We start from the raw sequence: 24,643 nt of genomic DNA on the forward strand, positions 1-24,643 counted from the left end.
AGGATCGTGGCAAACAAATGGTTAACGCGGGCTTTGCCGACCCGCCTCAGCCCTTGCCGAGCGCGATGTGCCAGGGCTCGGCGCAAAGGCTGTAAAGCCAGCTCATATGCAGCTTGCGAAAGATTTCGGGCATGCCAGCCACTTCGGACGCCAGCACCTTGAACAGGGGACCGACCGCGATGACGAGACGCGCATCATCGCGATTGATGCTGCGATGCAGCCATTTCTCCTGGTTTTCCGCAAGCATGCCCGCCAGCACGACATCCACCTTCACGCCCGACGTATCCCGATTCAGCATGACGAAATCATGCCAGGGCGCATGTGCGCGCAGCTTGGCGAGGACCTCTCCGACCTGTGCTGCATCATCCCCCGCAACGCCGATACGTTTCGGCACCGCCATATAGGTCAGAAGTGCCATGACGAAGGCAACACCATCGATGGTCTCGGGCAGAGGCTTGCCGTTTTCGGCCCGTGCGGCGGCATTCATACCCCTGCCCTGCGGCAGAAGCAGACAGCTTTCCAGAATCTGCCTGTAAGCAATGTCCTTGAGGGACAGCCTGGCATTCTGGATGGTAAGAAACGAGAGCATCGTGTGGCCATCACAAGCCGAAGCCTGGCCGCTGACCATTTCCAGCGCCCCGTTCCAGTCCAGATCACAGACGCGCAGTCCGTGAATATTCCGTTGCGATCCCGTCCGCGCAAAATCTGCTGCGAAATTCATGCCAGCCCCCGAATGCCAAATCCACCGCCGCCAATCCGGCGCATGGTTTGCGGGACGGCAGCTCATGGGTCTGTTTATACAGGTGCTGGTTGAATTTACCCTGAAGGCAACCGATCGAATATTCCGGAAAATAGAAAGGGGCGATTAACCAGACCGGTGGCCTGCACCGCGCCGCCGTTAGTGGCTTGGGGCCGCTTCTTTTCCGGTGTCGACTTTCTCGCCTTCGACAAGCTTGACCGAACGGGGCGAGCCGTTGCCCTTTTGCTCGCGAATATCGGCCTTCGACAGATAATCGAGCTGCTCGATCAGGACGTCCCCGACCACCTCGTCGCCGAGTTTCTTGTTCAGCCCCTCTCGGATGCGCTGCTTGAAGACATCAGGGTCAAAGGTGGAGATATTGGCGATGTTGACCATGGAAGAACCCGCCAGAAGCGTGAAGAGTTCGTCGGTCATCAATTGCGTTGCGGGCAGTTCGATCTTCGCCATCTTGTCCTTGTCGACACGCAAGGAAATGCGGCTGAGGAAATAACCGTTCACACCACCGTCATTGATGACGGGGATGGTGATGCTTTCGCCTTTGACCAGCTGCAGACTTGCCTTTTTCGCCCCCGCCTCATCTCCCGACGAGGGGGCCGTCGCCATCTGGACGGAGAAATACACCGCGCCGAGCGTGACGGCGCAAACCCAGACGCCGGTGAGAAGAAGCTTCAACATCAGGAGGCTGCGCCGTACATGAACTGTTCCTGGGAATAGGTGCCGTCCGTATCGGCTTCCTGAATCGCGGTCTTGAGAAGATCCGCAACAGCGCGAACCGCATTCAGATGCGCCTCGACGCGGCTGGCATTGGTCGCGAGCTTGGACTTGATGCCCTGCACCTGATCGAGATGTCCGGCGGCGATTTCCTCATGGGGCGTATCGCGGAACAACATCGTCAACTCATAGAGGCAACGGCTTTTATGGGCATTGGAGACTTTGAAATCGAACTGGGGGTCCTTACCGATATTGTCATTCTCATTGTCGATGATCATTTCAAGACGGCCGAGAACGGATTTGATGCGGTGGTCGTTCGACATAAGGTCCATGCTTGTCTCCTCGTTATGATTTATCATGCTCAAGCCTCGTCCGTTTTATCATTGGAAACGCCGAGGACCTGCCTTTCGAACTCCGCCACCATCCGAATTGCAGCATTATGGTCTTTGTCATTCATGGATACGTCGGTAATGCCTTTGCTCTCGGCTTTCCGCAACGCATCCTTGTAGGCCTGTTCTGCAATGCCAACGCCGCCATTTCTGGAAATCGTGTCGGCAAACTGTTCCGCCATCATGCTTTTCCAGATCTCGCCGGCGTTACCCTTGCCGTAGACCTCCTCGCTGTCTTTCGGCAGCATGTTGGCAACGAAGGTCTGAAGCACGGAAGCCTCATACTTGCGATATGTTTCCGGAACTTCGGTACGGGCAGAGCGGATGTTGGTATTGCCGAGACCTGCCTTCGAGGTGGCGCTGTCAAGCATATCAATGGCAGCGCCAAAGCCCTTGCCCGAATCGGCAAGGCTCGTCGCAGCGAAAGCCGCCTTGTTCGCCTTCAATTTTTCCTGGGCGACCTGCACTTCCTGAGGGTCCGCAGCGCGAACCACATCCATCACCAGATCGCTTATAACCGATATCGCCACGTCCAGAACTCCCGAGCTGACGAACGGGCGGCATTAAAACCGGGGCGTTCGCTCAATCAAGAAACACCGCTGAATACGTCTCTCTGGACGCCCAACGATGCAACAACGGGACAGACTATGGATCGCCAACCTTGCTGGAGGCTGGTGTCCGGGATGCGTTCGTGATTTCTAACAGATCATAGATTGCATTGTCGTCGGCCTCCCGATCCTCGAGATCGCGCGCGAGATGCATCCTGTCCTCCAGCCGGTCGGCCTTGGTCTTTTCCTTGAGCACCTTGTTTTCCTGCAATTGCTGCACGCCGGAGAGCTGACGGTCCTTGACGACAAGGCGGCCGTAACGATCCGAATAGTGCCTGGAGAACGTCTGGTGGACCGGCTCCATGGAACTCATCGCGTCAAGCACGTTCTCCATGGATTGCGCCACTTCGGCACGCACGCGGGTGGTGTCGGCCAGTTCAACCTCGGCCATTTTCTCCATGTGGCGCTGGACCGTTACCAGGCGCTTGAGTTTGGCCGAACGCTTGTCCGAAGCCATGGCGTTTTCTCCAGATCAGAAGCCGATGAAGACCGGGCCGAAACCATCCACGAATTGCCGGATGAGGGCCGCGATCGACAGGTAAAGCATGAAAATACCGCCCGCGAGAACGAAAGGCGTCGATATGAAGTAGACTGGGATTTGCGGCGCCAGCTTGTTGATGAGGCCGACCGCAACGTTGAACATCAGACCGTAAATTACAAAGGGGCTGGCAAGCCGCAGCATGATGGAAAAGGAGGCGCGCAGCGTGTCTGTCAGGGTTATCAGCATCTTCTGGCCGCTGATGAGCGCGCCGACCGGTGTCGTGGCGTAGGAATCGACCAGCGCCCGCAGGACGATATGGTGGAAATCCAGGATGAACAGCACCATGAGCCCACCGAAGGTGATGAAGTTCGATATCTGGTTTTCCTGCACGTCTTCAACGGCATCCGCTCCGCCGGGAGCGCTAAGCCCGATGGATGCGCCGATGAGCGCGCCCGTGAACTGGAAGCCGAGCGTGTAAAACCGCGCGATCAGCCCGTACATTGCGCCAATGACGATCTCGGTGAAGATGAGGCCGACAACGGCGCCCTGGCTTGCGCCGGAGACTTTCGGATAGATCGTATCCCACAGTACCGGCAGAAGCGCCATGGACACCGCAACGCACAGGAGAATGCGTATCTGCGGCGAGATGCGCGAACTGGAAAAGCCCGGCATGGTCATGAAGCAGGCGCCGATACGGCAAATTGCAAGGAACAATGCGATAATTGTCCCTTGCGGGTCGGTTATCATGAAATGGCGCCCAGAATCTTGATCTCCAGCCCCTTGGCCAGTTCCACATGCGAGAGAACCGGCAGGGTCGCAAAGAGTCGTTCGATGATCATGCGCACATAGGACCGTGTTTCCGGCGACGTGACAAGGACAAAGGGTAGTCCGCGATCCATGAATTCACGGATAACTTTCGATGCCTGCTCGGAAAATTCCTCGAGATGGCGGGGATCGATATCGAATTCGACGATTTCGCCCTTTTGATCGCGCTTGAGCGCCTGATGGAAGACCATGTCCCATTTATTGCCGAGGCGAAGCACACGCAATACGCCATTGTCGGCAAGATCGCCGCAGAGCTGCTGCGACATGCGCACCCGTACATGTTCGACGATCTGCTCGGTCTTGCGCACATGCGGGGCAAGTTCGGCGACCGCTTCCAGAATGAGATGCAGGTTGCGGATCGACACACGTTCGGCGAGCAGCAGTTTCAGCACGGCCTGCAGGCCGGAATAGGACATGTGCGACGAGCAGATTTCGTCGGCAAGCTTCTTGTATTCCGGGTCCAGCCTGTCGATGAGGATCTTGACGTCCTTGTAGGACAGCAATTGCGGGAGATTGTTGCGAATGACCTCGCTCAGATGCGTCAGCACCACAGAGACATTGTCGATCGGGTGGAAACCTTCGCGCTTCAAATCCTCGGTGAATGTCTCGAGAATGGAAACGGCCGGCATGCCGAAGGCGGGTTCGCGGATTTCGTCGCCCGGAATGCTCGGCTTGCGCCCTGCCCCCGTCACGACAAGAACATCGCCAACGCGCAGATTGCTCGACGCGATCGTCGTGCCATGGACACGGATCTGGTAGGCCTTTTCCGGGATCATGATGTCGTCGGAGACCTTGATCTCCGGCACGACGAAGCCGTATTGGGTCGCGAATTTCTTGCGCATCTTGCCGACACGGAAAGCCAGTTCCTGATGCGCACCGAGGAGGCGGGTCGAAACCTGCTTGCCGAGGGCAAGTTCGATTTCGGACGTCTTGAGGACCTGCTTGACGGAGTCCTTTTCCGCTTCGTTGGTCTGGAGAACCTTGTCCTCCTCTTCCTGACGGCGCTGCGCGCTTTCCGCTTCGACCTGGCGCGGAATATACCAGCTGCCGAAGGCCATGATGCCGCCCAAAAGCGTGAAGGGCAGGAAGGGCAATCCCGGCATGACAGCAAGAAGCCCCATCAGCATGGCTGCGACCATCAAGGCACGCGGATATCCGCTCAGCTGATTGATGACGGCCTGATCCGTCGATCCGGAGGTGCCGCCGCGCGACACCAGAAGGCCAGCCGCCAGCGACACGATAAGGGCCGGGATCTGCGAAACGATACCGTCGCCGACCGAAAGCTTTACGAAAACATCGGCAGCCTCGCCGATCGGCATGCCGTGGCGGAAGTAACCGATGATGATGCCGCCGAAAATATTGATCGCGGTGATGATCAGGCCGGCGATCGCATCGCCGCGTACGAACTTCGAGGCACCGTCCATCGAACCGAAGAACGAGCTTTCCTCTTCCAGTTCGCGGCGACGGCGTTGCGCTTCCTTTTCATCGATGATGCCAGCGGACAAATCCGCATCGATCGACATCTGCTTACCGGGAATGGCATCCAGCGTAAAGCGCGCGCCGACTTCGGCGATACGGGTGGCACCCTTGGTGATAACGATGAAGTTGACGGTGATCAGGATCAGAAAGACGATCAGACCGATCACGAAGTCGCCCGACATGACGAGGCTGGAGAAGCCCGCAATCACGCCGCCCGCCGCCGTGGGCCCCTCGTTGCCGTGCGAAAGGATGACACGCGTCGTCGCAATGTTCAGCGACAGGCGAATCATGGTCGCGATCAGCAGCACGGTTGGAAAAGACGAGAAATCCAGCGGACGTTGTATCCAGAGCGCCACCATGAGGATGAGGACCGAAAGTGCTATGGAAAAGGCCAGACCGACATCCACCAGAACGACCGGAATGGGCAGGAACAGCACGCAGAGGATCGACACGATGCCCAATGCGAAACCGACATCCCGCATGCTCGGGCTTACCTTGGGCAAGGAAATGACTGGTGGTTGCGCCATAAAATCGTCCTGTCTCTTCATGAGAAGGGCGACGGAAAAGCCGCCGCACGGTTCCGCGGCACCGGTTTTCTAAAATCGCTGACGCAATTCAGCCCGATGCTTCAGCCTATCCCTAGTCGCTGAAGCTTGCGCGAGGATGGCATCCAGACGGGCCGGGCGTCAGAAGCCCGACTGAACCCGCGAAAAGACGAGATTGGAAAAAAGGGCGATCTGCGCGCCCACAAACGGGGCGGCAACGCCGAGAACGATCATGATCGTTACGATTTTAGGGACAAAGGTCAGCGTCATTTCCTGAACCTGGGTCAGGGCCTGGATGAAGGCGATGGCGACACCAACGATCATGGCCGCGAGAACGGCGGGACCGGCCGCGACGAGAACCGTCCAGACTGCCGCCTGCATGATATCAAGCGCATCGGCCTCGTTCATCGTCGCATCCTTTATTCCGGAAAGGCGGCGTCATGCCGCCTCTTCAATGTCAGGAACCTGCCGGCACGTCCGAATCGGTGCCGCTATCAGGTGTAGTCGCGATCGGACCGTTCGAGAAGGTCACACCGGCCTGCAGCAGCACTTTGTCACCAGCTTCTGTGATGGCGACGACGCCGTCCGAATAGACTTCGACTTCCTTTACCACGCCGGTGACCTTGTCGTCGGCGCTCTTGACCGTTTTGCCAACCAGGTCGGAAGCGCGCGTCAGGGCTTCGGCCTGCAGCATGCTCTTCAGATGGGTGTTGGTCTTGATCGTCTGCTCAACCTGCGAGAAGCTCGCAAGCTGCGACATCTGCTGGCCGGCATCCATCGGGCTGGTCGGATCCTGGTTTTTCATCTGGGCGATGAGAAGCTTCAGGAAGCTGTCGTAGTTAAGCGAGGCCGCGCTTTTGTCGTTGCTGCTCGCCCCGGCATTTGCCCAGGGGTTAGAGGCTGCCGACGTGACTGCATCTACCGCCATGGTGCGATCTCCTTGCGAATCTGCTCGATCGTTGCGGGGGTCATTTCCTGATTGTTGAGGATCTTTTCCTCGGTCGGGTACAGGCCACGAATGGCCTTCAGCGCTTCGAAAGCCTTACCCGAGGCAACCAGACCGTCGATACGCTTGAGTTCGGCCAGAATCTCCTCATGCTGGAAGCAATTCAGCAGCATGCTCACGGATTTGCGGAACAGGTTCGTCGACTGTTCGCGTCCTTCCGGGTTGATGAGGATCATCTGGGCGATGAAATAAAGCTGTCTGAGCGGCGTCGTCGCCTGCTCCGGCTGCAGGACGTGGTTTTCAAGCAGGAACGTGACATCGTTCAGGAATTCGAGGGCCACCTTGCGATCCACCCGCAAAACCGCGCCGTTGATGAAAATCTTTTCGCCCGATTTCAGCGAGATTCGAAGTGTACTTTTCATTTCAGTCCATCCCTGATGATGGTTGTCACGTCAATTATACCCTGGAAATTCGTCGACTGACGTTTCCGGATCAGTTCGCACTCTTTCAAAATCCAGATCGCGATCGAAATCAGATTTGCCCTGAGTTCCATGGCCAGCTGGTTTTCGGGCTGCTTGAGGTCCTCAATGAAGCGGATCCAGACCCGTCGAGTGTAAAAAAGCGCTTCGATCGTGTGGCGCTGGGAAGAGGAATCCTTTGCCTCCACCAGTAGATCGATCGATTTTGTCAACGCCTGCCGCTCGCGATCCTTCGCGTCTGCGACACCATCCTCCATGATTTCGGCGTAGGAAAACTGGTACATTCATGTATCCTTTATCTGCCGCCACCCCTGTTCATCAGAGGTAGTTTACCAGACTCATTTTTTGCAGACGCGACGTAAGGCTGTAGGCAATTTCAATCTGCTGCTGGAGCAGATCCAGGCGTGTCTTCACCTCGTAGGTATCGATCCCCTCGATATCCAGCAGATGAGTCTCGATGATCTTTTTCTGGGCGGCGAGCGAGTCGTTCGCTTTCGAAACACGGCTTTCGGAAAGGCCGAGCTGGCTCTGCTGCTGGTTCAAACCACTAATGACCGTGCCTATATTGGTCACCGACCTGGTCGCCACCAGTTCGCGAACATCGCTTGGGACCTTGTCATCAAGGAACGTCATCGCCGTCATTGCTGTCATCGCGAAATAACGCATGCCCTGCGAGTTGCTGTTGGTCGATGTCTCGACCACCTCGTTCTGGCTGATGCGGCTCGTCATGTTCGTGTCGCTCGCCTTCGACCCATAGGTCGTCCAGAAATCGTAATTCTGGCCGGCCGTCAGATCGCTGTGCGGTGGGTTCGTAACCGGCGTAGTACCGTTGAACACGCCTTCGATACGGGTCATGAACGCCGCGGCCTGATCCTTGGACAGGTCGGCAATGTTACCGACCGCAGGTGTCTGTGCCGCCATGAACGCGTTCAGCTCAACCTCATAGGCTGCTTTCAGCGTCGATCCTTCGGCAAAGTAGTCATCGATAGGCTTCACATCCGTATTGATGCCGGAAAACAGAAATTCGCCACTGACTGCCGTATTGGCAAAACCGGTGAAGGTGTTGAACGCATTCGAAATGGTTTTGGCGACCGTTGCCAGCGTTGGTGCTGCGCTGCTGGTATTCGGAACAAGAACCTTCTGAATTTCCTGGGCGGCCTTTGCCATGCCATCAAGTGCCGCCTGAGAGGACTTGAGGCGCTGCGTGGCGATGGAATTGACGCTGACGAGCGAAGAGAGACGATCGACATCGCGATTAAGGTCAAGACTGCGGGCCGTGTTGGCACCCAGCGTCACGCCCAGGTCCGCATGTTTGCCCGTGGTCAGCTCGGTATTGAGGTTCGTCATCTCAAGCTGGGCCTTGAGGATGGTGCTGCGCATGCTGTTCTGCATCGCCAGCGATGAAATGAAGGACGTTTTCATCTATTACCTCACCATATCCATCAGCGACTTGAGCATGTCGTCGATGGTGGTCACCAGCTTCGTGGCGGCCTTGTAGGATTGCTCGATATCCATGAGCAGCGAAAGCTCCTCATCCAGGCTGACGGCAGTATTGTTCGAATAGGAGGTGGCGGAGCGCTCATAGAGCGCGCTTTTCGCTTCGTTTGCCGAAGTTGCGCCGGATCGTTCCTGTTCGAGCCACCCCACCGAGTTGGTGCCGTATTTCAGGATGCTTGTATTCGTATCGATACGTGTCGACGCGGCAAAATTCATGGGCGCGTCAAAAGCAGTGACATAGCTGTCGATCAGTGCGGAAAACCCGGTTCCGCCTGAAGTTGTGCTGTTGATTACATAAGCGGTACCGTTGATACCGCCGTCGCGCAACAATTCCGGGTTTCCACCTTTGGAAATAATTAACGCAGGGTTGACGGTAATGCTCGCAGCGAGCCCGGGAGAGACAACACCGCTTGCCGGAATGGTTGTGGCCGCAGGCGAGCCGTAGGTGAAGAGGCCTGGCATCTTCGGCAGCGTGCTGGTCGGGCTGGCCGGCTTTTCCGCAAACATGGTGATGAGGCCGCGCGCAATTTCGTCGAGCTGGCTCTGCATGGTTGGCGCCAGGTCGTCACGAACCTGCATCAGACCCTGAAGCGAACCTTCCGCTGTCGTGTTGCTGCCGCTGCTCGCCTTGATCGCGACGCCATCAACGTAGATCGCGTTGCCCGTGACCGTCGCGTCGTAGCCCGGCTGCGCCTTGAAAGTAACCTTGCGCGGCACGACTTCGAACAGGGTCGCGCCATCCGCCGTGTAGAGCGCCACGTCGTTGTTTTCACGATTGACGACGTTGATCCCGATGATGGACGAAATGTCCTTCAGCAGCGTCTCGCGCTGGTCGAGAGCGTCACTTGGATTGCCGCCGATCGCGGTCTGCGCCTTGACCTCGTTGTTGGCTTCCTCGAATTTCGCGAGCAGGCCGTTCAGCTTGTCGACCTGAAGGGACATTTCCTTGTCGGCACGCAGGCGCATCGCCTGCAACTCGGACGAAGCCTTGTTCAGGGAATTGGCGACATCCACGGCTGATGTAACCGCAGTCGCAGCAAGCGCGGAATCGCTCGGCTTTGAGGCATAACCGTCAAGGCTCTTCAGCAGTTCCTTCATATAGGTGGCAGGCGAACTCTCGTAATCGTTGCCGCCGAAAAGGCTTTTCATCTCCTCGAGCCCGGTCAGAACGGTTTTCTGGCCGGAAGCGAGGGATGCACTGGAGATCGTCTGCCTCAGGAGGCTCTCATTCTGGGCACGGCCGTTGGCGACAATACTTGCACCTGACATGGTCGTGCCGAGAATGGCGGTTCGCTTGACGTAGTTCGCATTACCCACATTGGCAATGTTTTTCGAAGTAACGTCCGTCTGCTTACCTGTATTGTTGAAGATCGACTGCGCAGTATTCATTGCTGACGTGAGCGACATTCATTTGTCCTCGTGAGAATTACTATCTCTTCAGATTGATCAGGACATCCATCAAATCCGACCCGGTCTGGAAGACTTTCGAATTCGCTGTATAGATACGCTGGGATTCAATCATGTCGGTGAGTTCGCTGGCGATATCGACGTTCGAGCCCTCAAGCGCACCCTTCTGGATGTAACCGAAGCTGCCCGTCTGCGGGAAACCGATGGTGACGACGCCCGACTCGTTGCTCGGCAGATAAACGTTGCCGTTCTGAGGGGAGAGGTTGTCGACGCTCGGCACCGTGGCAACCGCCAGCTGGTAGATGTTGCGGCGGCCACCATCCTGATAGACTGCAGTCACTACGCCGTCCTTGCCGATTTCCACGTCCTTGATCTGGCTCGGGCCGTTACCGTTCAGGATCGCGGTGCCGGGCGTGAACTTCGTCGAGAACTGCGACATGTCGGACAGGTCGATACTTATTGCCTGCGGGACGCCGCTGACCGTGTCGTTGATGGTGATCGACTTTTGAGAGGTAGGTGTGAGCTTATTGGTCGCCGGGTCGAATGCCAGCGTGACTGATTCCTTGACAAGGTTCGCTGCTGGGGTCGCCGTGTAAGGGAAGCCGCCATTGGTCGACTGGTCCTGACGATAGACTGCCACTTCCCAGGTATTGGCGCCGGTCTTGGTGTAATAGAAATCGTAGAGAACCTTCGCGCCACCGCTGTCGTACGCCGTCAACGATGTCTTGTTACCGATCGTCGATGTTGCAAGGTTGTCGCTCGGACGCGAGCCCGCCGCAACAGCGGCTTCATCGCGATTGAGGTTGGCCGGGAAGCTGCCCTGCGTGGAGGGCGATGCTGTCAGGCCGAAATTATTGACGTTGACGGCCTCAAGGCCGGTAAAGCCGTTGACGACGGCAGCTGGCGCATTTGCCCCGTAGGGGTAACCCATCAGCTGGAAGCCCGCTGCGTTTTCCAGGTAGCCTTCCGCATTCTTCACGAACGAGCCGGCACGTGTGAGATAAGGCGTGCCGCCACCATCCTGAACCACGAAGAAACCGTTGCCCTGAATGGCAAGATCGGTGCTCGACGTGGTGTAGGACAGGTTGCCCTGCTCTGAAATGCTGTAGCGAACGTTGGACTGCACGCCGCCGGACGCATAGCTGCCCGACGAGGAGGGCAGAACGAGCGAGGAGAACGACGTCGATGCGCGCTTGTAGCCGGTGGTGCTTGCGTTAGCGATGTTGTCGCCAACGGTTCCCAGCTTGTTAGCCTGTGCATTCATGCCGGACACACCGGTTCGCATAGTGCCGAAAATACTCATTCAAAAACCCTCGTGGTCATCTTCAGGGAGAAGGTAAAGCGTTTGGCTTGCGTGAAGCTGTCTGAAATACCGCGTTTGAAAAAGACCACGCGGATGAATGAATATTATTGCCAATCAATGCTGTAACCGAGGAAACGCTTGGAATCGACCGGATCGTAGCCGAGCTTCTTGCGAAGCTTCTTGCGAAGCTTGCTGATGTGGCTTTCCACGACGTTCTCTTCGACGTCATCATCGAAGATGCCGTAGATGGCATTGAAAATCTGCGCCTTGGAAACGCGGCGTCCGCGATTGGCAATCAAATATTCAAGGATGCGGCGCTCGCGCCGCGGCAAGGCAAAGACCTCGCCACCGACTTCGGGATCACGACCGTCTGAGAAAACCCGGATCGGTCCCGCATCGGTGAAATTCGAGATAACCTGCAGGCGGCGACGGATCGCCGCCGCACGCGCAAGGATTTCACGGGGGTGAACCGGCTTGCGCACGACATCGTCGACGCCGCTGTCGAACAGCGCCAGCGTCGATTCCAGCGATGGCTGGTCGCTGACCGCGATCACCGGTGCCGTCGTGCGATCCCTGATCGCCTTCGGCAAGGAGAAGCTCCGGTCGCCCTGACCGATCAGGAATGCCTCTACGGCCGCCAGATCGCTGTCCGCTGCCGTCGAGACCCATTCCCCGAATTCGACCGGATCGAAACCGGTCGAGGGGATGCCCTCACGCCCAAATAGAGAAGTATAGCCGTCTTTAACGAGCTCGCGCTCATCAACCACTACGATCATTCGTCCGCCTCCGAATCAGTGTGGTGTTTTCCAATGCGGCATTGGTACGAATCGGGGGATTCAGCGACAACTGTAGGAAATCATCGATAGTTATTAATAATTGATTAACCATTTTGTGCCGATTTGATCTATATATAGTGGTTGTTAACCATATACGGTACAAAATTTTTGTGTAAAAATTTCAAAAATCCGAAAAAATCGCTTGCGGCGCCTTTTTTAGGGCTTTCTCTCGCCACATTTCAAATTGCGAGTCCTTGACCGCATCAAAACAATCGATGGTTGTTATCCGTCGCAGAAATTTTTCGCGTTGGCGGTCCATTTTCCGTAGCCCGTCGCCACCAGATTGGCGATCACCCGGCAGACATATTTCTTTTGAGCCGGGTCGTTGTTGGGCCCGGCATGGTAGCGGGCGACCGCCATGGTCCAGGTTTCGTGCCTGTTGTGGAGATTGCGCAGAAACATGGCGGCATATTCGACATTGCGGCGCGGATCGAACATTTCACGCGCGGATGTGAAGTTTTCGCCATGGAAATAGTGGTTTATCTGCATGCATCCGAGGTCGATCAGCTTGGCGCCGTTGCGCTTTGCCGTCTCGAAAGTGGTCAATGCCTCCTCGGTGGAGGAGGCAAATACCGGTTTTCCCTCAATATTCATGGCGTTGGGGTCAAGCCGACCCTTGCGACCGGTCTCGGTCAGGCCGACAGAATAGAGAATTCCCTCCGGCACGCCGTATTTCCGGGCGGCGGACTGAATTTCCCTTTCACAGACACCTGACGTTGCCGAAGCGGAGGCGTTTTCAGAGGTAAACGCCGTTGTCAGCAGAAGTGCGGGCAGAGCCAAGAGCGCCATCCATGCCTTCATTATGCACCCCCAAATTATCACCATTGCCCTGCCGTCCGCCGCGTGTGCCGGACTCGTCACGGTTGCGCCCTGCGGCGGCCTGTTGGCCCTGCTGCTGCGCCTGCTGATTTTGCTGATTGTTGGCTTGTGTGCCCGTTTGGTCACTCTTGTCAGAAGAAGCAATGCTGATCGTGATGTTATCGACCGTCAGACCCTGCACCTTGAGGCCCTCGAGGATGCTCTTGCTGTCCTGCTGAAGCTTTTTGTAGGCGGCCACGTTCTCCACCGTCATGTGAACGGCAAGCTCATCACCGGCAAGACGCAACGACATCGTCACCGATCCCAGCTCGATCGGCGTCATGTGCAGCTTCAGCGTATGGACGACTTTGCCGGTGCTGCTCTGGGCCGCCTCATTGGACAGCGACGAGCCGGGCTGCATAGCGCTAACCCATTCAGAATCATTGGCGATGAGGCCAGTCAGAGCCGAGGCGTTGGATGATGGTGCCAGACCAATGAACCGCCGCGAATCGAGAACGGTAATCGTCTCGGTCGCCTTGCCACTGCTTTCTCGGGCATCGAACTCGACACGGCCATCCCGCTGAACCGTACTCATATCGAGAGCGCGGGCCGTGCCGGAACGAGGAGATGCGAAGCGGAATGCCGAGGCGTCGCCTTCAGTGCCCGATCCGGATCCGGCTTCGTTTCCGGCAAGCTCGGTCCGTGCGTGCATGTCCTTCGCCAGAGGATCAGCCTTACCCCTGACCGTTTCGACCTTTTCGGATTTGACATCGGCCTTGCCGGCAATCGCCTGCGCAATTTCCTCAAGGGGCGTCTTGGCTGTCACGATATCGCCGACATTGGCCGTGAGCGTCTGCAGCTCTGCCAGCTTCGGATCGATTGCATCCGCCGCCGTCTGGCTCTCCTTGTCGGCGTCCTTGACCTTCTTGCCAGGTTTGCCGTTTTCAGGCGATGTGTGCGCCGTCTTAATCGCATTCTGAAGTTCCGCCAGCGCCTCGTGACCATGGCCTTCTCCGGAATGGTCCTTGACGATCACGTTCAGGAAGCTCGGGGGCCGCTTGACCGGCACATCCGTCTTTTCAGCATCGTCATCCGGTTGCGCATTCTGCTCCTCAGCCGATCCCGCTTCCTGCTGATGACGCGAATGCGGTGCCTGCGGCGGGCGCTCTTCCCTGACCGTCGCGAGGGTGTCGCCGAAACTTCCGCCTTTGGCGTCGTCCCTCACACTGGCGCTGCCAGCGCGCGGATCGTTATATGGCGCATTCACTATCGCGTTGATGGTTGCGTCGATCATGGTGCCCCCTCGCCTTTCTTCAAAAGGCTGTCGATTTCATCGAGCTTACTGCGGCCGCTCGTCACGAGTTGCCGGACGTTCTCGCCCTCATCCTCAGCCTTGTGGTTTTCAACTCTCCATATGCCCTTGGTCTCGGCACTGGCCGCCTCATTCGCGGGCGCGCCCGACCCGGCCCCCTGCCCTGCCGTGACACCGGGATCGGCGCCAGGCTGCGGGGAAGGCGGACGAACCACCTGGTCGGCGATTGCCCTTGCCGCGTCCCGCAGGGCCCTGTCGCGATCCGAAAGCTGGGCCTCGGGAATTTGCCCGATTGTTTCAATCGCGCTCACCACATCGGGCGTGCCGATATTGGAAAGGCTTTCATATAGATTTGCCTGAACTTGCGGCTGGTCCGGCATATCCGGCGACAGCGCTTTCGCCTTCAACGCCGCCATGCGCGCCAGCGAATCCTTGCCGCTGATCGCCGCGAGACGGGACAGGCGCAGATAAGCTTCCTTCTGCCTCTCCGCGTCCATCATGGCGAATGTTTCCTCTATCGTGTCGTGCCCGATGGAATCGACACGTTTGACCACCAGTGAGACCAGAAGGTCCGCGAACTGGCTGGCATAGGGCGAATGCAGGAACCGCCGCGCGTAACGCTGTGCATATTCGACGCCACGCCCGGCATCGCCGTCTTCAACGGCGATAGCAAGCGAGCGGCGGAGTGCAGCCTCCTCCACGATGGTACCGGGCGCTTCGAGCCGGGCTATGTCATAGAAACCCAGCGCAGCCACCGGATCGCGGGGGATCGTCACATTGCCGCCGATCAGTGCAAGATAGGCGCCAATTCTCGTGCCGCGATACTCGGGCACCATGGCCGCGATGCTCTGGGCGACCAGCGTTCCCTTGCCGGACAGATATTTGCGCAGAATATCGGCGACGCGGCTGTCGAAATTGCCGTCCACATCCCGCGCGACGAGCAATTCGAGCGTGGCCGGATTGCCGCCGCTCATCGCGTAGACAAGCGCCGCATCGACATTGCGCGGATCCTTGAAGATCGCCGAAGGTGCGCTCTTCAGCCGCTCGTCGATCGTCTGGAGCAGAAACCGCTGCATTTCGGTTGCCGAATGGTCTCCCATGGTGACCGAATCCTGCACGAACTGCAGGGAGCGCAACATGGCATAGGGCATGAGGTTGTCTTGCGATTGCGCAAAAACCTTCGCCGGTTCGGCACCGAGACCACACAGTGTCGCCGCAAGAAAAACCCAACGTTTCGAGGATTTCGTCACACTCACCCCCGATCGGCCTCAAGCAGGATTTCGATACGGCGGTTCGCATTCGCCAGCGGGTCTGCCGGCACCTGCAATCTGCGGTCCGCAAAACCCGAAACCTGTTTCACCCGCTCTTCCGACAGGCCGCCGCGAACCAGCATGTAATAGGCGCTATGCGCGCGGTCCATGGAAAGCCGCCAATTGTCATTGGCCTCACCCTTGAACTGGCGTCCATCGGTATGGCCGCGGATCACCACGCTGCCGCCACGCTCCTGAAGCAACTTGCCGATCTTCTCCATGGCCAGGACCATTTCGCCGCGGGGCACAGCCGATCCGACATTGAACATCGGCGTTTCCGTCTGGTCGGAAATGGTCAACAACAATCCGCCTTCGGCGGGCGTCACCACCAGACCTTCGGCGAGCTTGCCGCTGATGCCGGATATCTGCTTCTCGATCTCTTGGCGCAGCTCTTTGGCCTCTTCCTTCTGCGCAGCAGTACCTTGCTGCTGCTCCGGCTGAGGCTGCGTAAGTGCTGCCTGCTCGGCGGCACCCGGCCGCTGCTGCGGCACCACGGCGGCGACTTCCATGGCCTTGCCGTGATCTGCACCATCGGCTGGCTGCTGAGACGATTTAGCCGCAACCGCTTCATTATCCTTTGCAGCGTCCTGCTGCTTGTTCTCGGCAGATTGCTGCTGTTCGACCGGATTTTGCTGCTGGTCCGCACGTGTGATCTTCACCTGCTGGGTCCAGAAATCGGGATCGAAGGGATCGCGGTAAGCCTCACCGCCGCTCGCACCCGTCGCCGGGCCGGAATCGGCAGCACCACCTTCGCCCTTGGCGCTGACATTGGCCTGCTGCCCGACCTGCTGGGCAATTTCCGCCAGAACGGAATAGGGATTCTCGAAAAAGTCCGCTTCGGAGAAGTTCGACTGCTCCCCGGTCTGGGACGTCAGGTCTTCACCTGTCGCAGCGGCCGAACCCTGGGTGACCTTTTCCGCCTTTATGTTGGACTGGTCTTTCTTCTCGACGCCCTCTTCCTTGTCCACGGGCTTTTCCAGCCCCTTGGACGAAGGTTTTTCATCGGACAGCTTTATCGGATTGAAATAGCTGGCGACCGAGGCCTTGGTTTCCTCGTTTGCGGCATTGACCAGCCACATGACGAGGAAGAACGCCATCATGGCCGTCATGAAGTCGGCGTAAGCGATCTTCCACGCGCCGCCATGGGCGCCATCGTGCCCGCCCTTGTGGCGTTTGACGATGATGATCTCGTTCTTGCCGTGGTGGTGATTTTCGCCTTCACTCATTTCATCACCTTGCGAAGACTGGACGCCCAGGCGGACATGCGCGTGACGAACACGCTTTCACCCAACTCAACGGAGAGGTCGATATCTGCCGTCTCGGTAAATTTCATCGTCTCTTCTTCAAAGCCCGGCTGCGTCTTCAGCTGCTCAAACAAATCTTTCGGGCCTTTCACGACAAGGGTCACGGCCTCGCCATCCGGCATGGAGGCACGAACGACATCCGCAAGCGCCGAAACCGCCTTCAGCGACAGCTCTTCGGTCAGAACCGGGGCAAGGATATTGGCGGTCTGTTCGCTGAGATTGGTGGCGATCGCATCGATGCCTTCACGCAGTCTTAGCGACAGGAAAACGGCAATTTCTTCCAGATAGACGGAACGTAAGCCTTCGAGTTCTGCGGCATGAGCAGCAAGAAGCTCCTCGCGCTCGGCCTGCATTTTCTCCGTGATCTCGCGGGTCGCATCCTCGTGACCACGGGCATAGGCGGCCTGTTTTTCGCTTTCGACGTCGAGCGGCTCGAATTCATCGAAACCGGACGCAATATCGCCAAAACCGGAAATGCCGTCGACGTCTGCCAACGGTTCGCCGAACGTCAGTCCCGCGGGCTGCACGTCACCGAAATCCTTGAGATATCTTGCAATGGACGCGCTCATGCCCGCCCCCGGCAAAACAGGCCAAAGGGGCGAGACATGTTTCGTTGCCTGCGATCAAAGCCGTTTGGCGGCACCACCGTCATCCTTGCTACCCTGCCCGTCTCTTCAATTGTTTCCGGCCGGATCACGCCATGCGATCCACCCGATATTGCCCCGACGTTAGGTGTTCAAACTTGTGCGAGGATGAAGGCGGGCCCCGTTTTCAGAAACCTTGCAACCAACTCCCCCGAACCCGCCGGACCGACGCCGGGTTACTTGAAGAGCTGAAGGATGTTTTGCGCGTTGGCATTGGCGATCGAGAGCGCCTGGATGCCGAGCTGCTGCTGTGTCTGCAGAGCCTTCAGCCTGGTCGATTCCTCGTTCATATCCGCATCCACGAGACGGCCGATACCCTTGTCGATCACGTCCATCAGGCTCGAGACGAAGTTCTCCTGCATGTTGATGCGGCTCTGCAAGGAGCCGAGGCTGGAGGCCGTACTGGTCATGGCTTCGAGCTGCTTGTCGACAAAACTCATCATCACATCGATGGCGTCGGAAGCGGTGTAGTTCGTGGTGCCACCGGAAAAACCGCTCATGGCTGCCGCCACGACATCGAGATTGTCGAGATCGAGCGTGGAGACGGAAAGACCGAGGGATCTGGCAACGGAGGTCGGCGCACCGGTCGTGTCATAGAACCAATCGTTGCTGCCTGTGTCCCGATAGGCCGCCGCGACGGTGGTGGTGCCGCTCGAAGGGTTGGTCGCCGTCACCTTGACCCAGGTATTCTCGGACAAACGAAGATAATTCACCGTTCCGTTGCTGTAGACGCTCGGGTCGGCATTCGTATCCGGCGTCGCCGCATTCAGCGTGCCGATTTCGGCGTCCGTCAATTTCTTGACGACGTAACCCGCATTGGTGGTCACGCCGGCTGTCGTCGATGTTTGGGTGATCTGTTGTTCCGTCTTCGCGACAAAAACGGCGCTCTTGTCGAGAATACCGAGTTTTCCGCCGCTGAGGTCGAAAAGCACGGCACTGCCGTCCAGCACATAGTCAACCGTGGTGACGCCGACATTGCCCGAACCGGTGCGCGTGAAGGACGCGACGACCTTTTTGGTGATGGGTTCTACAACCGGCGGCGTGCCACCATTGCTGATGCTGGCCTGCAGCCAGTTCTCGCCGGAGAAGGAGGCAGATTCCGACGTGCTCTTCAGCTGTTCCTGAAGCTGCTTGATTTCGTCCTGGATCTTGCCGCGGTCAGCCCCGACGCCATAGGCGGCGACAAGCTTTTCCTTGATTTTCTTGACGACCTCGATCGAGTTCGCAAGGGCGTCATAGGCCGTATCGACCTTGGCGGCGCCCAGTCCCAATGCATCCTGCACGGCCGAGAGCGCTGCATTGTCGGAGCGCATGGTTGTGGAGATAGACCAGTAGGCGGCATTATCCGCCGCCGTTTCGACACGGTAGCCGGACGACACACGCGCCTGCGTCGTCTCGAGATTCTTGTCGATCATGCGCAAGGTTTGCAGCGCGGCCATCGCCGCCGCATTGGTCAAAATGCTGGTCATTGGGTCCACCCAATTGGTACTGTCGGGAAAAATCCGGCGCTGCGCCGAAAACGAGCAGAGGCATCATGCGCATCAGCGATGGTAAAAAGAGCCACCGCGACCTGCCGTTCGTTAACAAATCGTTAATTCGATAGGTACCAAACAACAACGCTGATTTGCAAGGCGTTCCTTGCCTTCACAGGCCGGTTTTGCATAAACCGACACGCTTCAGGCAAGGTCGGGTGAAAAAGTGCCCGAATGAAGCCATCGCGCCCGCGAATTCGGAAGGCGCAATGGATAATATATGAAAATGTCCGCTGGACTGGTTCAGGCAGCTTCGCCTTGGCGGGCCGACACGAATCGGGCAGCCGTCAGGCTCTGACGGAGAAATTCGGTGTTCTCGTCCGGATTTTCCGAAGGGTTCTGAAACGAAACATGATTGATCTCGACCGCAGCATGCTCGTTGGCCAGAATCAATTGCGCATAAACCGTCGCGCCGTGCGGTTTCAGTTCGAGATCGAGGACGATCTCCGGCGCCCCTTCCCATTCGAGCCTGTATTCGCCACCGGCACCGAAATTGATCGTGCCCGGATGATAATAAAGCTCCGCGGCCGACGAGACGAGGTCGGCAATGCTGCCGTAGCACTCGAATCTGAGCAATGAAATCAGGTCGGCCGGATCGAGCAGGCGCAGTTCGGTGGCGATCGGGTTGATCGCCTCTGCGACGATCATTTCCCGCTTTTCAGAATAGGCGGATTTTTTCATTGGTTTTATTGAACCCGTATTTTCGATGACTTCATGGCGTAAACCCGATGAACGAGCTCAGCTACAGCCTTGTAAAAAGCTGGTGGAATCACACTATCGATCGAGACTTGCGCAAACATGGAGCGTGCGAGCGGCGGATCTTCAAAAACGGGGATATTATTTTTCTCCGCAATCTCGCGGATTTTCAATGCGATAAGGTCCTGACCCTTGGCAACGACGACAGGCGCGTCGCCTTCTTCGCGAACGTAACGCAACGCCACTGCAAAGTGTGTCGGGTTGGCAATCACCAGTGTCGCGCGCGGCACATTGTCGATCATGCGGCGGCGGGCGCGGTCACGGGCGACCGAACGCTGACGGGCTTTGACCACCGGGTCGCCCTGCGATTGCTTGTATTCTTCCTTCACCTCATGCTTCGTCATTTTCAGCTGGCTGAACCAGTGGTGGCGCGTCCACAAAAGGTCGACGGCGGCAAGCAGCGCGGTCGAAAAGAGAATCACGACCATCATCTTTTTGGTGAGCTCGACAACCCTGACGAAAATGACCTGCGGGTCGGAGAACATCAGGTCGATGAGACTGTAGAAATCGCCGCGCAAAGACAGGAACATGATGATCGAAACGATCAAGATCTTGAACAGGGATTTGCCGAATTCCACAAATCCCTGCTTGCTGTAGATGCGGCCGAACCCCTTTGCGGGCGAGATGCGCGACCATTGCGGACGCACCCTCTCAAGCACGGGCGACGGCAGGTTCTGGAAAAACGAGGAGGCAAGGCCGAAGACGATGAACATGATCATGGCCGGCATGAGCAGATAGGCCATGGACGTGCCGAGGAAATAAAGCAGCGACAGGGCATCCGGCCTGGTGCTGAGGTTCCATTGTTCGGGCTGCCCGAACAGGTCCTTCAGCGTTACGCCGAGGCGACCGGCGCCGTCGGGCAAAAAGAAAACCAGATAGCAGTAAAAGGCGAGTGACGAAGCAAAGATCGGCACCTCGCGGGAAAAGGGAAGATTGCCCTTTTCCGCCGCATCACGGAGTTTTTTCTCCGTTGGGTCTTCTGTTTTACTGTCCTTGTCCTGATCGTCTGCCAAGGCACGTTCCCGGGATAAAAAAAGGCCCGCCGATCGCGGCAGGCCGTCATTCCGAAACTAGCGCCCGAGACCGGCCATCGCAATGGCCGGCATTGCCTGTAAGGCGGGTTATCAACCGGCTTCCGCTCAGGCTGCTGCGGATTGTTCCTCTGTGGAGGCTTCCTTCAGCTGAATCTGACCGGAATTGGCCAGCCGAATCGCTTCCTGCGCCACGGCGCGGCGTGCAATCGCCACTTCGCGGGTGTTGATGGAAGCCTGCGGCACGGCGAGGTCCGATTCGATCATGCGGCGCTGGCGCGGGCTGATGCTGGACAGCACACATTCCTTGATTTCCATGGTTGCGCCACGCAGCGCCATGGTGAGAACGTCCGCCGAGACATCGTTGAGCAGCAGGACGCGGCTGCGCTGCGGCATGAACATGAGATCGTCGAAGAGGAAGATCTTCGGCTTGACCTTGTTGGCAGCTTCCTTGCTGAGCGTTTCGAGCGAGCTGAGCAGCGTATCGACCTGCGGCTTTTCCATTTCGTTCATCAGGTCGGCAACCTTCGTGGAGCCGCCCGCATTGCGCTCTGCTTCGATCTCGTTGATGAGGTTGACCACACGCTTCTCGATGATCTGCGCAGCCGTGGGGCTGACTTCCTTCATGTTCACCGTGCGGTTCATGATATCGGCGCGCTGCTCTTCGGGAATGGTCAGAAGGACCTTGGCACCGAAGGACGAGGGCAGCATGGAGAGGATATACGCGATGGTCTGGGGATGCTCGCGCAGCAGGAATTTGCCGACGAATTCCGGCTCCGCTTCCTGCAGGCGATCCCAGATCGACGCTTCATAGGCCTGGAAGGCTGCACGACGGCCGAGAAGGCTGTCCACCTCCTCCGGTGTCAGGCCCTCTTCGAGAATGCTTTCGATCGCCTTGGCATTGTCCATCAGACCCGTTCCTTCCGTGAACAGGTCTTCGAACTCCGCCACGATCTGGGCGAGTTCGTCAGGGGGAATGACACGCAGCGTCTGGGCCGAGGAAATGATCATCTGCAATTCGTGCTGCGTGAAAAATTTCAGCAGCTTGCCGGCGACGCCCTTGCCCATGGCAAGAAGCACCGCGGCCGCCTTGTCGGCCTGAGACAACGGCTTCCCTGCCAGCGGGTTACCGAAATCCTCGAAGTCCATCATGGTCTTTCCTCTCCGTCCCCACAGGGATCAGGCTTTTCTCGTACTCATTACTTCAATCAATTTTACGCCGAAGCGCGTATCGTCGTCTTCAAGTACCGTTATTTCACCGCGCGCAATACGGCGGCCATTCACCATGATCTCGACCGGTTCACCGATCTTGCGGTCAAGCGCGATCGTTGCACCCTCTTCAAGGCTCATCAGACCCGAGACGAGCATGCGGCTGGTGCCGAGAACGATCTGGACATCGATCGGGATATCCATGATCAGGTCCATATTGTCGGACAGGCCACTGCCGAGCGGCGCCTTGATGCCCGCGACCTGTGGGGTGGCCGCGAAATCGTTCATAGCAAAATCGCCCGCTCCGCCATCGAAGGCGGAAAGGTCGCTGTCGGCGGAAGCGTCGTCAACGCTCCCGAAATCCCCGAAGTCGCCAAAGTCGGACAGCGAACCTTCCGCATCCGTCTTGAGGACGCCACGCAGATCGCCGATAGCCTGGTCGAGCTCACCGCCATCTTCAAGCGACGGCAGCGCCATATCATCGGTCACAGGTGTTTTCTTCGTAGCCATGCGCTGATTATTCCCTTTGAAACTTGCGTCAGCCTGCCCAGAACCCAAAAAAGGTGGACAGGTTTTAACCCATCAGATGTCGCAAGATCTCGTCGTCCGTGCTGACATTGTTCTTTACCCGAACCATGTAGCGGTCGCCGGACTTGCCGAATTCACAATTATAGAGCTTGGAGCCGTTGGCGCTGACCTCGACACCGATGTCGTCCTGCTTCAGATCCTGAAACGGAATGACGTCGCCGGCCACCAGCCTGGAGATCGTCCGCAGGGTCAAGGTTTCGAGCTTGATGCGCGCCTCAAGCGTTACCTGCGATCTCTTCACCTGCTCAGAGATCAAATCCACCCATTCCGCCTGCTTCTTCAGCGCCTGGGCTGAAGCCTTGGGAGCGGCGATGGAGGTCTTGAGCAGGGGCCGCTGCGGCACGATCAGCGCGAATTCCGAAGAAACCTTGCCGATGGCGATCTTCATGCGGACTGTCACGCCGTAGAGGCCGGCGATCATCTCCTCGAAGGCGCTTTTTCCATTGGCCGTAAAGGGCGGGTCGATCGTCGCCTCGAAACCGCCCGGCGCGTTGACGCCCGACCGCAGGACACCCCCGATGCGCCCGAGAACCATGGCCGCCAGGTCGAGTTCGATGTGGGACAGGCTGCGCTCGTCCGGCTCGCCGATGGTGTCGGCGGCGGCGCCCAGCATGCGCTCCATGAGCGCGATGACGAAGCCGTTGCCGACCGCCATCATGAAATTGGGGCACCAGTTGCGCAGAGAACAATCCGCAACCGAGAAATTGCCGCCGATATTGGCGATGAGATCGGTCATCAGCCCCGATTCGGAGCCGATATATTCGACGTCTATCGCAATGCCGGTCTCGCTGTGAAAGATATCAGGCAGGAATTCGCTGTAGAGATGGCCGATATCGGAGCCGACCTTCGCGATTGTCTTGCGGTCGGAAAGCCCGCCCGTAAGTTTCGCGAGCAGCGACGTGTCGATGACGGGTGCTCTTTGCTGTGCAGCTTTAGCCATGGTCATGCCGCCTTGTTTTCGCCGCCGGGGTTCATCATCTCCTGTTCGACGGCGTCGATGGACGGCCGCTCGTAGTTGGAGATGGTCTTGCGCCCGTATTCAAGCGCGACCTGCGGCACCGAGCCGTTCATGTAGGCGATCAGCGTCTGCTTGACGATGATGTAGAGGCGGTGCTGCTTGGTGCGGACGATCTTGACCTGCGAAGCGAGCGGGTTGCAGATCGAATAGGACAGGATGATGCCGAGCATGGTGCCCACCAGTGCGGCGCCGATGAGGCCACCCAGCACTTCCGGTGATTCGTTGATCTTGCCCATGGCCTTGATGACGCCGAGAACCGCCGCGACGATACCGATGGCGGGGAAGGAATCGCCCATGGTGGTGATCGCGTGGTAAGGTTTCAGCTTGTCGTGCAGGATGGTCTCGATTTCCTCGTCCATCAGCGCTTCGATTTCGTGGCTGCGCGCGTTGCCGATGATGATGAGGCGGACGTAGTCACAGATGAACGACGTCAGCTCCTTGTTTTTCAGCACCGAGGGTGCGCTCTGGAAGATCGAGGATTCTTCCGGATTGTCGATATGCGCCTCGATCTCGTTGCGCGATTTCGTGCGCAGGTCGCGCATCAGCGAATAAAGTACGCCGAGTACGTCGAGATAGTTGCGCTCCTTCGGGACCGAGTGCTTGAAGGCCTCGCCGAGCGCCTTGCCCGAATCCTTCACGACCTTCATCGGGTTCGCCATGATGAAGCCGCCTAGGCCGGCACCGCCGATAATCAACAATTCGAACGGCTGAACCAGCACGTTCAGATGGCCGCCCATCGCCATGTAGCCGCCGATGATGCAGCCGAAGGTGATTATAAGTCCAATTACAATATTCATTGATCGACCACGCCCGAACAGTGTTCCATGCCGCCATCTCTAGAAAATGTGGCTTGCGTGAACCTGTCCGCGGAGCCT

General features: G+C 57.8%; 27 protein-coding genes. All 27 read right to left on the reverse strand.

The annotated features are described in order from the left end of the window. Window positions 1–46: 46 nt before the first annotated feature. The 27 genes from F617_RS0102170 to motA all read right to left on the reverse strand — a co-directional run bounded on the left by F617_RS0102170 (window position 47) and on the right by motA (window position 24,565). A complete protein-coding gene (locus F617_RS0102170; RefSeq protein ID WP_019564297.1) occupies window positions 47–721 on the reverse strand; it encodes a WecB/TagA/CpsF family glycosyltransferase in 675 nt (224 codons plus the stop codon). Between the two features lie 177 nt (window positions 722–898). Next, window positions 899–1,435: a hypothetical protein gene (locus F617_RS0102180; RefSeq protein ID WP_003515123.1), complete on the reverse strand. Its 537-nt coding sequence runs from the start codon at window positions 1,433–1,435 to the stop codon at window positions 899–901. Then, window positions 1,435–1,803 (reverse strand): hypothetical protein, encoded by a 369-nt coding sequence (locus tag F617_RS0102185; protein ID WP_003515122.1) that lies wholly within the window; start codon window positions 1,801–1,803, stop codon window positions 1,435–1,437. Before F617_RS0102185 ends, F617_RS0102180 begins: the two co-directional genes overlap by 1 nt. 29 nt (window positions 1,804–1,832) lie before the next feature. Next, on the reverse strand, window positions 1,833–2,390 hold the full coding sequence (locus F617_RS0102190; protein WP_003515121.1) for a rod-binding protein: 558 nt from the start codon (window positions 2,388–2,390) through the stop codon (window positions 1,833–1,835). A 115-nt stretch (window positions 2,391–2,505) separates the two neighbouring features. Then, window positions 2,506–2,925 (reverse strand): hypothetical protein, encoded by a 420-nt coding sequence (locus F617_RS0102195; protein WP_019564300.1) that lies wholly within the window; start codon window positions 2,923–2,925, stop codon window positions 2,506–2,508. A 15-nt stretch (window positions 2,926–2,940) separates the two neighbouring features. Then, window positions 2,941–3,696: a flagellar biosynthetic protein FliR gene (gene fliR / locus F617_RS0102200; RefSeq protein ID WP_003515118.1), complete on the reverse strand. Its 756-nt coding sequence runs from the start codon at window positions 3,694–3,696 to the stop codon at window positions 2,941–2,943. Further along, the gene (gene flhA / locus F617_RS0102205) at window positions 3,693–5,780 is read right to left on the reverse strand and encodes a flagellar biosynthesis protein FlhA (RefSeq protein ID WP_003515116.1); all 2,088 of its coding nucleotides are present in this window, start codon (window positions 5,778–5,780) and stop codon (window positions 3,693–3,695) included. Before flhA ends, fliR begins: the two co-directional genes overlap by 4 nt. Before the next feature lie 159 nt (window positions 5,781–5,939). Further along, a complete protein-coding gene (locus F617_RS0102210; RefSeq protein ID WP_003515115.1) occupies window positions 5,940–6,206 on the reverse strand; it encodes a flagellar biosynthetic protein FliQ in 267 nt (88 codons plus the stop codon). Between the two features lie 49 nt (window positions 6,207–6,255). Beyond that, window positions 6,256–6,726, reverse strand: a complete 471-nt coding sequence (gene flgD, locus F617_RS0102215) for a flagellar hook assembly protein FlgD (RefSeq protein ID WP_003515114.1) — start codon at window positions 6,724–6,726, stop codon at window positions 6,256–6,258. Continuing rightward, window positions 6,717–7,166, reverse strand: coding sequence for a flagellar biosynthesis repressor FlbT (flbT, locus tag F617_RS0102220; RefSeq protein WP_003515113.1), 450 nt, complete (start codon window positions 7,164–7,166; stop codon window positions 6,717–6,719). Before flbT ends, flgD begins: the two co-directional genes overlap by 10 nt. Beyond that, window positions 7,163–7,507: a flagellar biosynthesis regulator FlaF gene (flaF, locus tag F617_RS0102225; protein WP_003515112.1), complete on the reverse strand. Its 345-nt coding sequence runs from the start codon at window positions 7,505–7,507 to the stop codon at window positions 7,163–7,165. The genes flbT and flaF overlap by 4 nt, the downstream gene beginning before the upstream one ends. A gap of 34 nt (window positions 7,508–7,541) precedes the next feature. After that, complete coding sequence (locus F617_RS0102230; protein ID WP_003515111.1) at window positions 7,542–8,645, reverse strand: flagellar hook-associated family protein; 1,104 nt, start codon at window positions 8,643–8,645, stop codon at window positions 7,542–7,544. A gap of 3 nt (window positions 8,646–8,648) precedes the next feature. Beyond that, complete coding sequence (flgK, locus tag F617_RS0102235) at window positions 8,649–10,127, reverse strand: flagellar hook-associated protein FlgK (protein ID WP_003515109.1); 1,479 nt, start codon at window positions 10,125–10,127, stop codon at window positions 8,649–8,651. A 22-nt stretch (window positions 10,128–10,149) separates the two neighbouring features. Further along, window positions 10,150–11,430: a flagellar hook protein FlgE gene (locus F617_RS0102240; RefSeq protein ID WP_003515108.1), complete on the reverse strand. Its 1,281-nt coding sequence runs from the start codon at window positions 11,428–11,430 to the stop codon at window positions 10,150–10,152. Between the two features lie 104 nt (window positions 11,431–11,534). After that, window positions 11,535–12,206, reverse strand: coding sequence for a transcriptional activator Rem (gene rem / locus F617_RS0102245; protein ID WP_003515107.1), 672 nt, complete (start codon window positions 12,204–12,206; stop codon window positions 11,535–11,537). 282 nt (window positions 12,207–12,488) lie between these two features. Continuing rightward, window positions 12,489–13,055 (reverse strand): lytic transglycosylase domain-containing protein, encoded by a 567-nt coding sequence (locus tag F617_RS0102250; protein WP_019564301.1) that lies wholly within the window; start codon window positions 13,053–13,055, stop codon window positions 12,489–12,491. Then, window positions 13,003–14,358, reverse strand: a complete 1,356-nt coding sequence (locus F617_RS0102255) for a flagellar hook-length control protein FliK (RefSeq protein ID WP_019564302.1) — start codon at window positions 14,356–14,358, stop codon at window positions 13,003–13,005. The genes F617_RS0102250 and F617_RS0102255 overlap by 53 nt, the downstream gene beginning before the upstream one ends. Next, on the reverse strand, window positions 14,355–15,632 hold the full coding sequence (gene motC, locus F617_RS0102260) for a chemotaxis protein MotC (RefSeq protein ID WP_003515101.1): 1,278 nt from the start codon (window positions 15,630–15,632) through the stop codon (window positions 14,355–14,357). Before motC ends, F617_RS0102255 begins: the two co-directional genes overlap by 4 nt. After that, window positions 15,629–16,912, reverse strand: a complete 1,284-nt coding sequence (locus F617_RS0102265) for a MotB family protein (protein WP_019564303.1) — start codon at window positions 16,910–16,912, stop codon at window positions 15,629–15,631. The genes motC and F617_RS0102265 overlap by 4 nt, the downstream gene beginning before the upstream one ends. After that, window positions 16,909–17,559: a hypothetical protein gene (locus F617_RS0102270; RefSeq protein ID WP_019564304.1), complete on the reverse strand. Its 651-nt coding sequence runs from the start codon at window positions 17,557–17,559 to the stop codon at window positions 16,909–16,911. The genes F617_RS0102265 and F617_RS0102270 overlap by 4 nt, the downstream gene beginning before the upstream one ends. Before the next feature lie 251 nt (window positions 17,560–17,810). Beyond that, the gene (locus F617_RS0102275) at window positions 17,811–19,103 is read right to left on the reverse strand and encodes a flagellin (RefSeq protein ID WP_019564305.1); all 1,293 of its coding nucleotides are present in this window, start codon (window positions 19,101–19,103) and stop codon (window positions 17,811–17,813) included. A 306-nt stretch (window positions 19,104–19,409) separates the two neighbouring features. Then, window positions 19,410–19,847: a hypothetical protein gene (locus F617_RS0102280; RefSeq protein ID WP_003515097.1), complete on the reverse strand. Its 438-nt coding sequence runs from the start codon at window positions 19,845–19,847 to the stop codon at window positions 19,410–19,412. A gap of 5 nt (window positions 19,848–19,852) precedes the next feature. Then, window positions 19,853–20,935 carry a flagellar biosynthesis protein FlhB gene (gene flhB / locus F617_RS0102285; protein WP_003515096.1) on the reverse strand — a complete coding sequence of 361 codons (1,083 nt, stop codon included), beginning with the start codon at window positions 20,933–20,935 and terminating at the stop codon, window positions 19,853–19,855. A gap of 126 nt (window positions 20,936–21,061) precedes the next feature. Further along, window positions 21,062–22,105: a flagellar motor switch protein FliG gene (gene fliG / locus F617_RS0102290; protein WP_003515095.1), complete on the reverse strand. Its 1,044-nt coding sequence runs from the start codon at window positions 22,103–22,105 to the stop codon at window positions 21,062–21,064. A 27-nt stretch (window positions 22,106–22,132) separates the two neighbouring features. After that, on the reverse strand, window positions 22,133–22,672 hold the full coding sequence (fliN, locus tag F617_RS0102295; RefSeq protein ID WP_013635478.1) for a flagellar motor switch protein FliN: 540 nt from the start codon (window positions 22,670–22,672) through the stop codon (window positions 22,133–22,135). A 64-nt stretch (window positions 22,673–22,736) separates the two neighbouring features. Continuing rightward, window positions 22,737–23,696, reverse strand: coding sequence for a FliM/FliN family flagellar motor switch protein (locus F617_RS0102300; RefSeq protein ID WP_003515092.1), 960 nt, complete (start codon window positions 23,694–23,696; stop codon window positions 22,737–22,739). Continuing rightward, complete coding sequence (gene motA, locus F617_RS0102305) at window positions 23,693–24,565, reverse strand: flagellar motor stator protein MotA (RefSeq protein ID WP_019564306.1); 873 nt, start codon at window positions 24,563–24,565, stop codon at window positions 23,693–23,695. Before motA ends, F617_RS0102300 begins: the two co-directional genes overlap by 4 nt. Between the last annotated feature and the right edge of the window lie 78 nt (window positions 24,566–24,643).

The sequence above is a fragment of the Agrobacterium sp. 10MFCol1.1 genome, from assembly GCF_000381165.1.
In the GTDB taxonomy this organism is placed as follows: Bacteria; Pseudomonadota; Alphaproteobacteria; order Rhizobiales; family Rhizobiaceae; genus Agrobacterium; species Agrobacterium tumefaciens.

Bases quoted from the DNA above. Each gene is read 5' to 3' on its own strand.
- F617_RS0102240 (WP_003515108.1), bottom strand. From the start codon at position 11,430: ATGAGTATTTTCGGCACTATGCGAACCGGTGTGTCCGGCATGAATGCA.
- motA (WP_019564306.1), bottom strand. From the start codon at position 24,565: ATGAATATTGTAATTGGACTTATAATCACCTTCGGCTGCATCATCGGC.
- fliR (WP_003515118.1), bottom strand. From the start codon at position 3,696: ATGATAACCGACCCGCAAGGGACAATTATCGCATTGTTCCTTGCAATT.
- F617_RS0102185 (WP_003515122.1), bottom strand. From the start codon at position 1,803: ATGGACCTTATGTCGAACGACCACCGCATCAAATCCGTTCTCGGCCGT.
- flgD (WP_003515114.1), bottom strand. From the start codon at position 6,726: ATGGCGGTAGATGCAGTCACGTCGGCAGCCTCTAACCCCTGGGCAAAT.
- flaF (WP_003515112.1), bottom strand. From the start codon at position 7,507: ATGTACCAGTTTTCCTACGCCGAAATCATGGAGGATGGTGTCGCAGAC.
- F617_RS0102270 (WP_019564304.1), bottom strand. From the start codon at position 17,559: ATGAGCGCGTCCATTGCAAGATATCTCAAGGATTTCGGTGACGTGCAG.
- F617_RS0102230 (WP_003515111.1), bottom strand. From the start codon at position 8,645: ATGAAAACGTCCTTCATTTCATCGCTGGCGATGCAGAACAGCATGCGC.
- fliN (WP_013635478.1), bottom strand. From the start codon at position 22,672: ATGGCTACGAAGAAAACACCTGTGACCGATGATATGGCGCTGCCGTCG.
- flbT (WP_003515113.1), bottom strand. From the start codon at position 7,166: ATGAAAAGTACACTTCGAATCTCGCTGAAATCGGGCGAAAAGATTTTC.
- flgK (WP_003515109.1), bottom strand. From the start codon at position 10,127: ATGTCGCTCACGTCAGCAATGAATACTGCGCAGTCGATCTTCAACAAT.
- F617_RS0102180 (WP_003515123.1), bottom strand. From the start codon at position 1,435: ATGTTGAAGCTTCTTCTCACCGGCGTCTGGGTTTGCGCCGTCACGCTC.
- F617_RS0102280 (WP_003515097.1), bottom strand. From the start codon at position 19,847: ATGAAAAAATCCGCCTATTCTGAAAAGCGGGAAATGATCGTCGCAGAG.
- F617_RS0102210 (WP_003515115.1), bottom strand. From the start codon at position 6,206: ATGAACGAGGCCGATGCGCTTGATATCATGCAGGCGGCAGTCTGGACG.
- F617_RS0102300 (WP_003515092.1), bottom strand. From the start codon at position 23,696: ATGACCATGGCTAAAGCTGCACAGCAAAGAGCACCCGTCATCGACACG.
- fliG (WP_003515095.1), bottom strand. From the start codon at position 22,105: ATGATGGACTTCGAGGATTTCGGTAACCCGCTGGCAGGGAAGCCGTTG.
- flhA (WP_003515116.1), bottom strand. From the start codon at position 5,780: ATGGCGCAACCACCAGTCATTTCCTTGCCCAAGGTAAGCCCGAGCATG.
- F617_RS0102255 (WP_019564302.1), bottom strand. From the start codon at position 14,358: ATGATCGACGCAACCATCAACGCGATAGTGAATGCGCCATATAACGAT.
- F617_RS0102265 (WP_019564303.1), bottom strand. From the start codon at position 16,912: ATGAGTGAAGGCGAAAATCACCACCACGGCAAGAACGAGATCATCATC.
- F617_RS0102250 (WP_019564301.1), bottom strand. From the start codon at position 13,055: ATGGCGCTCTTGGCTCTGCCCGCACTTCTGCTGACAACGGCGTTTACC.
- rem (WP_003515107.1), bottom strand. From the start codon at position 12,206: ATGATCGTAGTGGTTGATGAGCGCGAGCTCGTTAAAGACGGCTATACT.
- F617_RS0102195 (WP_019564300.1), bottom strand. From the start codon at position 2,925: ATGGCTTCGGACAAGCGTTCGGCCAAACTCAAGCGCCTGGTAACGGTC.
- F617_RS0102170 (WP_019564297.1), bottom strand. From the start codon at position 721: ATGAATTTCGCAGCAGATTTTGCGCGGACGGGATCGCAACGGAATATT.
- F617_RS0102275 (WP_019564305.1), bottom strand. From the start codon at position 19,103: ATGACCAGCATTTTGACCAATGCGGCGGCGATGGCCGCGCTGCAAACC.